This is a genomic window from Vibrio sp. 1288 (assembly GCF_033344475.1).
This window is the reverse complement of sequence record NZ_JAWPOX010000003.1, coordinates 71,994-85,117: the sequence shown is the minus strand read 5'-3', so window position 1 is coordinate 85,117 and position 13,124 is coordinate 71,994. Positions and strand designations below refer to the sequence as shown.

The 13,124-nt window shown below is 46.3% G+C and carries 10 protein-coding genes; 6 read left to right on the top strand and 4 right to left on the bottom strand.

The genetic code is table 11. From position 1 onward, the window contains the following. Positions 1-8 precede the first annotated feature (8 nt). The 4 genes from R8O11_RS03295 to fecE all read left to right on the top strand — a co-directional run bounded on the left by R8O11_RS03295 (position 9) and on the right by fecE (position 3,701). Entirely contained in the window at positions 9-932 is a 924-nt protein-coding gene (locus R8O11_RS03295) for a Fe(3+) dicitrate ABC transporter substrate-binding protein FecB (RefSeq protein ID WP_053308093.1), read from the top strand. Between the two features lie 74 nt (positions 933-1,006). Next, positions 1,007-1,966, top strand: coding sequence for a FecCD family ABC transporter permease (locus R8O11_RS03290; protein ID WP_373417389.1), 960 nt, complete (start codon positions 1,007-1,009; stop codon positions 1,964-1,966). Further along, on the top strand, positions 1,963-2,934 hold the full coding sequence (locus R8O11_RS03285) for a FecCD family ABC transporter permease (protein WP_017634500.1): 972 nt from the start codon (positions 1,963-1,965) through the stop codon (positions 2,932-2,934). Before R8O11_RS03290 ends, R8O11_RS03285 begins: the two co-directional genes overlap by 4 nt. A gap of 2 nt (positions 2,935-2,936) precedes the next feature. Next, positions 2,937-3,701 carry a Fe(3+) dicitrate ABC transporter ATP-binding protein FecE gene (fecE, locus tag R8O11_RS03280; protein WP_318193912.1) on the top strand — a complete coding sequence of 255 codons (765 nt, stop codon included), beginning with the start codon at positions 2,937-2,939 and terminating at the stop codon, positions 3,699-3,701. Between the two features lie 113 nt (positions 3,702-3,814). Here fecE and R8O11_RS03275 read toward each other — a convergent pair whose 3' ends face one another. Then, positions 3,815-5,701, bottom strand: a complete 1,887-nt coding sequence (locus tag R8O11_RS03275; protein WP_318193911.1) for a methyl-accepting chemotaxis protein — start codon at positions 5,699-5,701, stop codon at positions 3,815-3,817. A gap of 364 nt (positions 5,702-6,065) precedes the next feature. Between R8O11_RS03275 and R8O11_RS03270 the strand changes: the two genes are divergently transcribed. Next, the gene (locus R8O11_RS03270) at positions 6,066-8,816 is read left to right on the top strand and encodes a M16 family metallopeptidase (RefSeq protein WP_262651630.1); all 2,751 of its coding nucleotides are present in this window, start codon (positions 6,066-6,068) and stop codon (positions 8,814-8,816) included. Positions 8,817-8,903: 87 nt separating this feature from the next. Here the strand turns inward: R8O11_RS03270 and R8O11_RS03265 are convergent, their stop codons facing one another. Both R8O11_RS03265 and R8O11_RS03260 read right to left on the bottom strand, forming a co-directional pair. Then, positions 8,904-9,356 carry a bactofilin family protein gene (locus R8O11_RS03265; RefSeq protein ID WP_081007941.1) on the bottom strand — a complete coding sequence of 151 codons (453 nt, stop codon included), beginning with the start codon at positions 9,354-9,356 and terminating at the stop codon, positions 8,904-8,906. Further along, positions 9,260-10,213 carry a M23 family metallopeptidase gene (locus R8O11_RS03260; RefSeq protein ID WP_213873729.1) on the bottom strand — a complete coding sequence of 318 codons (954 nt, stop codon included), beginning with the start codon at positions 10,211-10,213 and terminating at the stop codon, positions 9,260-9,262. The genes R8O11_RS03265 and R8O11_RS03260 overlap by 97 nt, the downstream gene beginning before the upstream one ends. A 427-nt stretch (positions 10,214-10,640) precedes the next feature. On the opposite strand from R8O11_RS03260, the gene R8O11_RS03255 reads away from it, so the two are divergent. Further along, complete coding sequence (locus tag R8O11_RS03255; RefSeq protein ID WP_318146563.1) at positions 10,641-12,395, top strand: hypothetical protein; 1,755 nt, start codon at positions 10,641-10,643, stop codon at positions 12,393-12,395. A gap of 81 nt (positions 12,396-12,476) precedes the next feature. Here R8O11_RS03255 and R8O11_RS03250 read toward each other — a convergent pair whose 3' ends face one another. Then, a complete protein-coding gene (locus R8O11_RS03250; RefSeq protein WP_318193910.1) occupies positions 12,477-13,121 on the bottom strand; it encodes an START domain-containing protein in 645 nt (214 codons plus the stop codon). Positions 13,122-13,124: the final 3 nt, after the last annotated feature.

Below are 13,124 nucleotides of genomic sequence, written 5' to 3'. Positions count from 1 at the left end.
AAAGCAAGATGAAAAATAAAAAACAATTTACGATCAAACACTTTTCAACCGTTTTGCTGATGCTGTTGAGCTCAGTTTTTATGTCATTTTCCGCAAGTGCTCAGGTGCGCAGCGTGCAAGATGAGCAAGGCACTTTTGAGCTAGAAGCGATACCTCAACGTATTGTGGTTTTAGAATTTTCGTTTGTCGATGCATTAGCGGCAGTCGATGTCTCACCTGTAGGCGTCGCCGATGACAACGATGCCACACGAGTCATCCCTGCTGTTCGCGCCAAGATTGAACCTTGGCAATCGGTCGGCATGCGTTCACAACCGAGTTTAGAGGCGATTGCGGTGCTCAAGCCGGATTTGATCATTGCCGATGCCGAACGTCATCGCGCGATTTATCAAGATTTGCAGCGAATTGCGCCAACCTTGCTGTTAAAAAGCCGTGGAGAGACGTATAAAGAAAACCTCGAATCTGCACAGAAAATCGGGGTTGCGATTGGCAAGCAAGCGAAAATGACACAACGAATTGAGCAGCACAAACAGACAATGGCGGAGTTCAAACAGCATTTTGCGACACAAGAAACCATTCAGTTTGGTGTGGTTTCTGACAAAGGGATGTGGCTGCATAGCCCGGTTTCTTACGCTGGGGGCGTTTTGAGTACGCTGGGCATCCAAAGCCCGCTGGCTCCATCTGAGCAAAAAGCGTATATCCCAACCAGTTTCGAACTTTTACTAAGAACCAACCCTGATTGGTTGTTAGTTGGACTTTACTCTCAACCAAATATTGTGGATGAGTGGCGCAAAAACCCATTATTTAAGCTGCTAACCGCTGCGAAAAAACAGCAACTTGTTGAGGTATCTCCTGAACTGTGGTCGTTAAATCGCGGCATGTTGGCTGCGGAAGAAATTGCCCGCAATCTTGAAGCGTTATTGGAGCGCTCATGAGTTCGGCGATAAGCTCGGAAAGCGCGTCTTCGGTTAGCAAATCGCATTGGAAAGCGAGCTTGTTTGTCTGTGCTATGGCGTTGTGTACGCTCTCAGGCTATGCAGCCTCAATGATTGGCTGGTCCAACTTTTCTTTGAGCGTTAATGATCTGACAAGCTATTGGTTTGCGTTTGATGAGGGCAATATGCTGCATCAAATCCTCGCGACGCTGCGTGCGCCTCGTACCTATGCTGGGTTATTAATTGGCGCTTCGCTTGCGGTATCCGGAGTGCTGATGCAAGGATTGACTCGTAACCCTTTGGCGTCGCCATCCATTCTCGGCATTAATGCAGGTGCGGCGTGTTTTATGGCCTTGGCGTCCATCGGCGTACCATTCTTTAGTCAATTGAACCCAATCATCAACGCAGTACTCGGCGCGCTACTAAGTGGTGGTGCGGTCATGTTGTTGGGCGGTTTTTTCTCCGCGCGTTCTCACCCATTGCGTTTAGTGCTAGCGGGCATTGCCATCAGTGCACTGCTGATAGGGTTAACTCGTGCGTCGGTAATTTTGGCGGATGACATGGCTTACAGCGTGTTGCATTGGTTAACGGGTTCACTCTCCGCGGTAGATTCTGAGCAGTGGCAGCAACTGTGGCCTTTTGCGACTTTAGGTTTGGTGCTCGCCATGGGCTTAGCGCGAAACTTAAATTTACTCGCGTTGGGGGACGAAGTTGCTGTCGGGTTGGGTGGTAACATTCGTCTTACGCGATTAATCAGTGGTTTAGCGGTTGTGCTGTTGGCAGGAACTAGCGTAGCGATTGCTGGACCAATTGGCTTTGTCGGGTTGTTAGTGCCGCACTTGGTACGCCCGATTGTTGGTCACAACTATCACATTCTCATTCCGGTTTCCGCCTTGTGTGGCGCGGCATTGGTCACGTGGTCAGATGCTTTATCACGCGCGATTGCCTTTCCGGCTGAAACGCCAGTGGGCGTGATTACCGCGCTGTTGGGCACACCTTGCTTTATCGCGATTGCAATGAGGAAATCATCATGATGAATCAAACCAAACTGTTTGCATTAGTTGGATTGTTGCTGATTGCGTCTTCTCTCACGCTGTTTGTTGGCGCGGCGAACATGTCGGCTCAACAGGTTTTTGCATTGCTGTTTTCTTTCTCTGACTCGGACTTTGTGATTCACCAATATCGATTACCGAGAATGTTGCTCGCCATTGGCGTGGGCGCTGGGTTGGGGCTGTCAGGCGTTTTAGTTCAAGGCGTCATCCGTAATCCACTTGCCTCACCAGATTTAATGGGGATAAGCGCCGGAGCAGGACTGGCGGCTACCGCTTGTTTGGTGCTGTATCCGAATGCGCCAGTGGCAATGTTGCCGATGGTCGCCATGTCGGGAGGCTTGCTTGCTGCTGGCTTTATTGCTGTGCTGGCTTACTGGTCGAAACCAACACCAGCACGTTTGGCGCTGATTGGTGTTGCTGTCAGCGCATTTTTAGCCAGCGGTATCGATTTTCTTCTGATTGTGCACCCTATTGAAATCAACACGGCGATGGTATGGCTAACCGGCAGTTTGTGGGGACGAAACTGGCAACAAGTGCCGTTTATTTGGAGTGCTTTATTGCTGCTACTACCATTGGCGTTTTGGCTGGCTTGGCGGCTAGATGTTATGGGACTGGGAGAAGAAAGCGCCACTACACTTGGCACGAAACCAAGACAGATCCAAATTATTGCGTTGATTGCTGCCGTGCTATTGGCGAGTATCAGTGTGTCTGTGGCAGGCACGATCAGCTTTGTTGGCCTGCTTGCGCCGCATCTTGCGCGTTTGCTGTTTGGCCACAACCACAAGTTGTTGATTCCAGCCGCTGCAACCCTTGGCGCTTTGTTGGTGATTTGCGCCGATGGTTTAGCGAGAGGCTTACAGCCGCCAATTGAGCTACCAGCGGGAGTGCTGACATCTGTTATTGGCGCACCATATTTCATTTTTCTTTTGTATCGTTATAGAGGTTGGTAAGCATGTTACGAACGCAGAACTTATCCGTCGCGTACGGCAAACAGACCATCATTCCAGATCTCTCTTTGTCGATTCCTCAAGGTAAAATTACCGCACTAGTTGGTCCAAATGGTTGCGGTAAATCGACACTATTAAAAACCTTGGTACGCATCAATAAACCCGCTTCTGGCCAAGTGTTGTATGACGACAAACCACTAAGCAGCTACGGTGATAAACGCTTGGCGCGTTCGTTGTCTTTGCTGCCGCAGATTCTTGTCAGTCCTGAAGGTATTACCGTCAGAAAACTGGTCGAATATGGCCGCTCGCCTTATCTCTCTCATTGGGGCCGGTTAAGTCAACAAGACAAGACCTTAGTCGAGCAAGCAATGCAAGATACTGGCGTGATTGAGTTTGCTGACAAGCCAGTTGAATCGCTGTCTGGCGGTCAAAGGCAAAGGGCGTGGATTGCGATGGTAATGGCGCAAGATACCGACGTAGTGATGCTTGATGAGCCAACCACTTACTTGGATCTTTCTCACCAAGTTGAGCTGATGAAACTCATGAGGCAGATGAACGACAAAGGCAAAACTGTGGTGGTAGTGCTGCACGATCTAAACCAAGCGTGCCGTTACTGCGATCATTTGGTGGTGTTGGAAAAAGGTCAGTTAGTCACGCAGGGAACGCCGCAAGAGGTAATGACAGAAGGCATGTTGTCATCGGTGTTTGATTTACAAGCGAGAGTATTTAACGACCCAATCTCAGGCACGCCGATGTGTGTGGTGGTGTAGGTTTACGTCTTTCGAAAGCCATCTGCAATAAAAACGTCGTTCCTTAAAAACAACCCCCGCTAGTAACAAGTTGCTAGCGGGGGTTGTTTTTAAGAGCGTTCTTAACGTGGCGTTTAAGCCAGTTTAAATGTTGCTACTTTCGAGTTGAGATCCTCAGCTTGCGATTTCAGCTCAGCAGATTGATTCATCGATTCTTCGGCACCAACTACCAAGTGATCGGTCACATCTTTAATGGACGTGACGTTTTGCGTGATTTCATTGGTTACGTGCGTTTGCTCTTCGGCGGCGGTCGCAATTTGCGTTGCCATATCGCTGATCAGCGCAACGGCTGCGTTGATTTCATCCAGAGCCAGTGCTGCGCGATCAGCATCTTCCACCGAACCTTGCGCGAGCTGAGAGCTTGTATCCATGATGGTCACTGCGCGTTGTGTGGTTTGCTGCAAGGTCTCGATCGTCGAGCGAATCTCTTCGGTTGAGGTGTGTGTGCGTTGTGATAGCACGCGAACCTCGTCTGCAACAACGGCAAAACCGCGACCTTGCTCACCTGCACGAGCCGCTTCAATAGCCGCATTTAGAGCCAGTAAGTTGGTTTGCTCTGCGATGTCTCGAATCGTTGATAGCACGGTTGAGATGTCTTGCGCGTGCTGGTTGAGCTCACCGATGACAACGCTCGCTTGGTTGACTTCAGAAGACAAATTATTGATGGACGATTTGGAATTGATCACCAACTCATGACCGTTTTGTGTGCTTGCTGAAGAGTCTTGAGCGGCTTTAGCCGTCTGCTCTGCATGTGCTGCAATCTCTTGCGTTGCTGATGCCATTTCAGTCACAGCGGTCGCCACCATAGTGATTTCTTGTTGCTGATGGTTCAGATCGGAAACCGATTGATTCGCGCGATTCGTGCTCAGCTCCGATTGTTGGCTCAGTTCTTCCGCTTGGTGACGAATGTGACCAATAAGTTGCTGCAAACTTTCAACGAACTGGTTGAAGTTTTCAGCCAGCTCACCAACTTCGTCACGGTTTTCTACTTTGATGCGTTGAGTCAGATCGCCGCTACCGTTGGCGATTTGCGCAAGCGCATTCGAAACATTGTAGAGCGGACGGAACAAGATGTTACATAGCAGGTTAAACAAAGCCACACAGATAACGACGACGATAGTGGTTGCGATGATTTGATCCCAAACTGCATCGTAAAGTGGGGCAACCAACGAGTTTTGATCTAACACTGTGACCGTTGTGAGTTTGGTACCCTCTATGTGGCGCGCGTAAATCACATATTCGGTGCCGTTAATAGAGACGCGACGCTCTGTACCTGAACGTGCGGCAGACGTAATGTCGTTGTTGTTGAGGCCCAGCTTGCTAACCGGTTGATTCAGCAGTTTACCGTTGTTATGAGTGAAAATATTGCCCTGTTCATTGGCAATAAACATATAACCTTCACCCGGTAGGATCACTTGGTTGAGACTGTTCAGGATATCACCGATCTCTACGTCAGCACCCAGAACGACGGTTTGACCATGCAATTGCAGGGCTTTACCGAGCGACACGACGTTAGCCCCCGTGGCAGCTGCGACGGTCGGGTTATCCATAAAGACTTTCGATGGGTTGGCGATTGCATTGGTGTACCAGCCCCACTTACGAGGATCGTTATTACCTGGTGGCAAAACCACCCCATTAGCGTTGTCTTGTGACCCGTCCGGGTAAGCGAGGAAAACGTTATCGAACGCGCCAGAGTCTCGGACTTGTTTCAAATGCGTAACCAGAGAACGTTTCTCTGAATCAGAAGAGAGTGAAGTTAGTGCGCGCTCTTTAGAGAGTAGCCAGTCCTTTACGTATTGATTGTAAGATGCGCTAGTGCTTTCTAGTCGCTGTGCGACTTCGACATCGAGCCTATTTAATGAATCTCGAAAAGACAGCCCCTTTACCAGCACTCCCCCTAGAATGATGGCGGCACTGGCAGAGATTGCCAGTTTGTTTTTTAATGATAGATTTTTGAACATAAAGCGAATAATAGATCTTTGAATGATAGTTGTTGTGTTTTTATTCTCATCAGTGCTCTCTGCGCTGTTGAATATGCAGCAGAAAGTCAGATTCGAATCTGTTCAATAATTATATTTTATTGCTCAAAATAAATGCTGACTCCATGTCGCGAATTTGAGTTTTACACCAAATAAGCAAAAGGATTTGGAACGATATTATTTATGTATTTGTAAAGTAAGGATTTGTCGATTTTTGTAAATGAGAATTGATTTCAATAAATGGTGATCTTTATCACATTTGCGTGTCTGATAATCCATTAAAAATGTGAAGGTTATAGCACCGGATATATATTGATTAGCTTAATCATTGTTATGGGCAATCGTTATGCGCAGTATATTGTTAGTCCCCGCGTTATTAGTGTCAGGGTGTGCTCTGATACAACAGTCGACGCCGATTCAACCTGACGCCAACTGGCACGTGGACCAGTTATCGAACGGTATGAAATACCATCTCTATCCAACAGAAGACCAAGAAGTCTCGGTCCGTTTGGTGATGAATATCGGCTCATTCCAAGAAACATCTTCTCAAAAGGGTTACGCTCACTTTGTTGAGCATATGGCGTTTAATGGTAGTGAGCATTTTACCGGTAACGACGTTGTCAAACTTTTTGAGCAATCTGGTGGTAGCTTTGGCGCTGATATCAACGCTTTTACCAGTTATCAGCAAACGTCTTACCAACTTGACCTTGCGAATAATACGAAGCTAGAAGATGCCCTGAAGTGGATGAGAGATATCGGTAACGGACTTGAGTTTGCTCCTGAGCAAGTAGAGAAAGAAAAAGGGGTGATTCTCGGGGAATGGCGACGTGCCAATCCGGATGATAAGTCCTTTTCTATGCATGCTTACCAAGCCTCGATTGAAGGCACTATGTATGGTGAGCATGACCCAATTGGTACTCGCGAAGCGATTCAAAATGCTTCCTCAAGTAAGTTAAAGGCGTTTTACGACAAATGGTACCAGCCACAAAATGCCGAGTTGATTGTGACTGGTAATATCGACGTAGATTCACTGTCCAAGATTATCAAAAGCAAGTTCTCGAACTGGGAAAGTACCTCGGATACGGTAATAGAGAAGCGCCGTGATATTCGAGTGAACAACGAAAACAGAATCTTGCCAAGTAACACGATGGAATCACCAAGTCTTCATTTAGTGATTGAGCGTGGTCTAAGTGGCGGCACGACGATTGAGCAACAACATGAAGTGTGGCGTGATGAAGTCGCAACACAACTCATTCAACAGCGTTTGATCCGTGTACTCAGTGATGCCGCTGAACCTTTTCAATACGCTTATGCAGAGCCCTATTACTCTAACTATCAGCGTATGATGTCGGCAGGGATTTCGTTTGCACCAGATCGCCGCGAACAAATGCACCAGACTTTCATTCGTACCTTGGCGTCGTTGAGAGATTATGGTGCGACTCAATCCGAGTTAGATAGCGTTATGTCAAATTGGCAAGGTGAACTTGCAAATATTGATTCAGATTGGAGTCAGCGTAAGCCAAACAGTTACGCAGAAGCACGTGTTTTTCAAATTGGACAAGACAGTGTCAGCCAATCAAAAGAGAGTTATGCCCAGAGTTTGGCAGAATTCATCAACAACGAGAATTTAGAGAGCATTAACACACAATTGGCGGCTTTGTTATCTCAGCAGCCAAGCTTTTTTATTGGTTTGGGGAAAAGCGAAACGTCAGAACAGTTCAATGGTGTATTTGCCGCTCTAAACAGTGCCTATCTTCAAACTGGCGAAAAACCGTTAGAGATGTATGACAAAGTGGATGGATTCTTAAAGCCTACCCAGGAAGGCAGCATCACGAGCATGCGTCAGGAAGCGGGTGGTTTTCAAGTCTATACGCTATCAAACGGTGTCGAAGTGTGGTTCCAAAAAGATACTAAAGCGGGTGGTCGAGCGTATATTTACTATGCGAGCCAAGGTGGTAAAGCCGCTGTTGATCCGACGTTGTATGCCGCTTATGAAATCGCAGCAACAACGGCAATACGCAGTGGGTTAGGGGCATTTTCTGGTTCAGAGCTAGATAGCTACTTACGCAAAAACAACATTGCGCTTGGCGCGATGCTTGATGCGACCAGTCACGGAGCACAAATTACGGCGCCAAATACGCACCTAACTGATGCTTTGAATGGACTATACAACCTAGCGACGGAGATTAAAGTCGACGAGCGCCAGATGGCAGCAGCGAAGCAAGAGTTTAAACAGCAGAGCGGCGCTTTTTTTGAATCACCGATGGGAAAACTGATTCAAAAAGCAAACGGCAATTCTTATTTGCCGGGTAGTCGTCATCGTATAGTGTCCAGTGATGATGTTGAACAAGTGACTTCCGAGCAGATACTAGCGGTGCATGAGCAACTTTTCAAAACCAATGATGGTTTTAAGATGGTTATTGTTGCAAACGTAGAGCCGGAAGAAATTACACCACTTTTGCGTAAATATGTGGCCTCTATCGAAATGAAACCGAGTCGTTCGATTGATTATCACGTTGCGTTTAACCCGGAAGTGCCGGAGCGAACTGTGGTTTCGGATGGGCATGAACCTTCATCGTTGTATGTAATGCGTTTGACTAATACGAGCGATTACCAACGTACGGCAAGAGACACGGTTATCGAAGATATTTTGCAACGTATTAGTAATGCACGTGTTTTGGATATTGTGCGAGAAGAGTCTAGCCTTGATTACAGCCCGAGCATTTACACCATGACACAAGATCGCGAACCCATCTCTGATTGGCTCTTGGAGTCTCAAGTTGAGCCCGAAGACGTGGCACTTTTAGAGAGTAAACTGGGCAAAGTGTTTGATGGTTTAGCGTCAAATATTACCCAAAAAGAAGTGGATACGGCCGCGAAACAACTGGCAGTCGCGATGCAAGGATTGGATGACAACCCAGCACAGAGATCATGGGCATATACTCGTTATTTGGTGCATGATTACGGCGTCGATGTGTTACTTGACGTTGAGAAAGTGGCTAAAAGTGTGACGTTAGATGAAGTGAAAGCGCATGCAAAATCAGCTTTTGGTCCACAGGCAAAACGCTCGGTGATGGTTTTAAATCCGGCCGAATAATCACGTAGTTTCTGACGAAAATCGTGGCAATAGTAATAAAAAAGACGGCGTGAAAGCCGTCTTTTTTAAGCACTTTAATCAAAGCTTTTATGCTGATTTACGCGAAAGTCGCTTTTCATTGTTGGTGTTGTTTTCTTTTGTGATCGCACCGTCTTGAGCCTTACCCTTTAACGTTACCACTTCCTTTTCAGGTAATTCGGCTGCTTCACCAAAGAATTTGCCACCAGGTTCAATGCTGAGGTTATTGCTCCAGATCCTACCGCTTACGCGTCCCTTGGCAAGCACTTGAATGTGTTCTGCGTGACAGTTTCCGTCCATCATGCCGTTAATGATCAGCTGTTTAGCGTAAATTTCACCGTTTACTCGCCCGCTTTCTGCGACAACGAGAGTGCCTTCCACGTTAATTTGACCATCGACGATGCCATCAATCTGGACATCGTTTTCTACTTTGAGTTCTCCGCTAAGAGAACAGCCTTTGGCGATGAGAGTTGAAGCTGCTGAGCTACTCGTTGTTCCACTGTTTTGATTAAAGATTCCCATCGTATTCTTCGCTCCTTAGTAAAAATGTCTTCGAAATCATTAAGGCTCCAATCGACAAATGGTTTCGGATTCAGTGCTCGCCCAACAAATCGCACCTCGTAATGCAGGTGAGGGCCAGAAGAGAGCCCACTGTTGCCGGAAATTGCAATCAGTTGCCCTTTTTTGACGAACTGACCACTTTTTACTTTGAACGCTTTCAAGTGCGAATAAGAACTCGAAAAACCGAAAGAATGTTGCAGCCTGAGGAAGTTACCAGAGCCCTTATTACTGCGGCGGGTGACTTCCACTACCCCATCGGCAGGGGCATAAATTTTGGTGCCGATATTTACGGCAAAATCGAGCCCACGATGCATCTTGGCAACTTTTGTCACCGGATGGATACGCTTACCGAATCCGGAAGATAGCCGTACCTTGCCGACTGGAGAGCCACTTGGTATTTGGTTTAATAACACCATGCGAACGTTTGAGGTTATCGCCGCCGCATCGAGCCTAGCATCCAAGTTATTTGTCGAGGTATGTTCTCCAACCCCAAGCACTTTCTCTAATTCACCCAAACGTTCCGAAACAAGTTGTACCCGTTCTTCCCGTTCTGAAAGGTCATTTTCTAGCTCTGATTTAAGTGTTTTCAGTGTGCTGAGCTCTTCACCCATGGTGCGTGAATGTTCTGTCAATTCAGCTTGTTTTAACGCTGCATTATCAACGCGAGTGTACAAGTGATGAATTAAGATTATGGTCGCGGCCAGAGCAACAACAAAAAAAACGAAAAACGTTTTTATGTTGCGTTGCATCCTTTTACTGAAGTACCAATGTCTTGAGCCATTGATAGTTGATATAGAGATCGTCAACTGGTCTTTCATCGTCTTCTATTGCTCGTATTTGGTATACGTCTCGTCACTGAGTTAGTAGGAATGTAAGGAAAACGAGTAGGGACCGCCAGAGGCAAATTGGAAAGAAGTGTCAGGTCGTGAGGCGTTTTCAGATATTAGATAAAAGACTCAATAAAGATTTAATATTCTGCTGATTTTGGTCGTAATTACTCCAAATCGCTTCATTTAACTGAATATTATGATTTTTAAGGCGGTTATCCGAGAAATTGGATTGTGAATATTGCCAATAGCATCCGCACGCAATTCAACTTACTTCACGGTTTGCCTTATAAATGTTGGATAATTTATCAAACCGACATTCATTACATCGATAACTTGTTTATGATAGCGGTTGATATAAAGCACTATTCATTGGCTTTAAACCTAAGCGTTACATTTCGTTTAGGAACACACAACTATGACAACGGAGTTGGTCGTGAAAAAACTACTATTGGCTACAGCAGTGGTCGCAGCTGCAGGGGGCGCTGGCTACCTGTACCAAAACAATACTACCGCAAGTGATGCAGGCTCACTGTTAACGCAAGTTCCTGCAGATTCACTTATGGTGACGTATCAGACTGAACCTTTTAACCATTATAAATACATGAACGCATTCGGTACGGCGAACCAAGGCTCGATTGCAGAACTTTTTTCCGATGAACCACTGTCTCCACAACAGCAGTTTGCAGTTAACTTATTCGATGGGTACCTAGAGAGTGCTGCGTCGCCAGAAACATTAAAAGCTTATTTGGGCACCGGGGAAAACATTAATCCTGTGTTGTACACAATTGGTATGGTACCGGTGTACAAAGTGGATATTGAAGACCCTGCCGCGTTATGGAAAACACTGGATCATGAAGAGCAGATGAGCGGCGCTAAGCATGAGTTGGTTAAGCTTGGTGAAGTCGAGTATCGTCGTTACGAGATGACTGATTCAATTGACCCGCAGGACGGTATTGGCTTGGTTGTAGCCGTGGTTGATAACGTGCTTACGTTAACGGTTGATGTTCCGCAACTGGGCGTTCAAAACCCGATTAAAATGGCATTAGGGCTTGAAGCACCAAGTCAAAATATTGCTGAGAGTGGACGTCTTGAGGCGTTGCAAGCCAAATACGGTGAAAACAACAACTCTTTTGGTTACTTTGATCATCGCGAAGTGATTAAAGGTTTGACGACGAAAGATGGCAATATGTTTGCTCGTCAAATCAGCACGTTGGATGCAATAGATCCTGAACCAACTATTGAGGAAATGCGTTCACCAGCCTGCCATACTGAGCTTACTCAAGTTGCAGAAAACTGGCCTCAGTCCGTCGCGTTTGCAGAATACAAGATGAAAGGCGATCAGGCGTTCATTAAAGGTTCTTTTGTTGTTGAGTCCAACAATAAAGTGATTCTAGATGCGCTCAAGTCGATTCGTGGTGTATTGGCAGAGTCTAAAAGTGATAAGAGTTTCTTTAGTATGGCGCTTGGTTTAGACATCAATACGCTAGCGCCATCGATTGGTCAGATCTGGGCTGACTTGACCCAGCCTCAATACCAATGCTCTTTATTGACACAAATGCAGCAAGAGATGGGCGGCCAGAATCCAGCAGCCGCTGTAAGCATGGGGTCAGGCATGGTTAACGGCCTTAAAGGGTTAAGCCTGCAAATGTTTGATATCAAAGTAGATACTAATGCTCAGCATGGTGAAGTATTTAGCCAGCTAGATGGTATGTTGTCTCTTTCTGCCAATGATCCAATGATGCTTATTCAAACTGCGCAAATGTTCGTTCCTGAACTTGCTCAATTGCAAATTCAACCGGATAACCAACCTGTTAATGTCAGTGAGCTATTAGAAATGCATACTGGCGTGAAGGTGGACGTGTTTGCTCGTCTAAACGAAAACCATTTCACCCTTTACAGTGGTGATAGTGCTGCGGAAGCAAGCAAAGAAGTGATGGCGCAATCACTTTCTCCAAATGGCTTGTTCAGCTTTGATTTTGATTCAGAGCGTATTTTGGAAGTGTTAGAGAGTGCGTCGTCAATCACTGGGGAGCCGGTTCCGGATGATGTTGTCAAAAGCTTACAAGGCGAGCTTGTTGGTGGTATGACGATGGACGTGACAGACCAAGGTATTGGTTTTGAGTTTGATTACCGCGGTGCAACTAAACCTGTAACGGTTGCACAGCAGTAACACATTGAGTAGAAAAAGGCGGCTTGAAGCCGCCTTTTGTTATTATGTACCGTATTAAAAAGCGAGTGGGAAGAGCGACGCTTACTCATCTATTTGAGGATGAGAGTATTGCTGATATTCAGGTAACTCTTTTCTTAAATTACTAAATGTCGTCCATGCACTTTCTTTTGAAAGTTTGTTGATCAGCCAGTTTGGCAATAGACCTCCGGGGTCAGCAAACGCCTTGTATTCCACGAGTGTTGTATCGTTTGTGAGTTTTTGTAACTCCCAAGTCGCATCAACCGAGCGAATTCGAACATAACCATTTTGTTCAGCAAGATATGAGTCAGGTGCGCTTTTGATTTCTATGGTGAACCCCAGCTCATCGACCCAGTACTTTGAGTAGGTGACCATATCCCGATTTTTGGCAGGCCATGGTGCTTTAAACTGGGTGTAAACGATGTTCTCGGTGGCCGATATCTGATTTAAAACCCGGCTATGACTGGCATTGTCAATCCAGTTCGGGATATTGTCACTGTCTTCCAGTAGCGTTAAAAATGCACCATAGCTGGTGGGTGTGAACATCCGGGCACGGATCTCAACTAAACCGTCACTATGTTCTCGGGAGTAAATTGTGATTCCATTCTTGTCACTCTCGAACTGCCAGTTCTCGTTGGCGCTCGCGTCAGTACCAGCGGATATCAATGTGGCGAGTGTTAAGGCGCCAATTCTTATATGCAACATCATGTT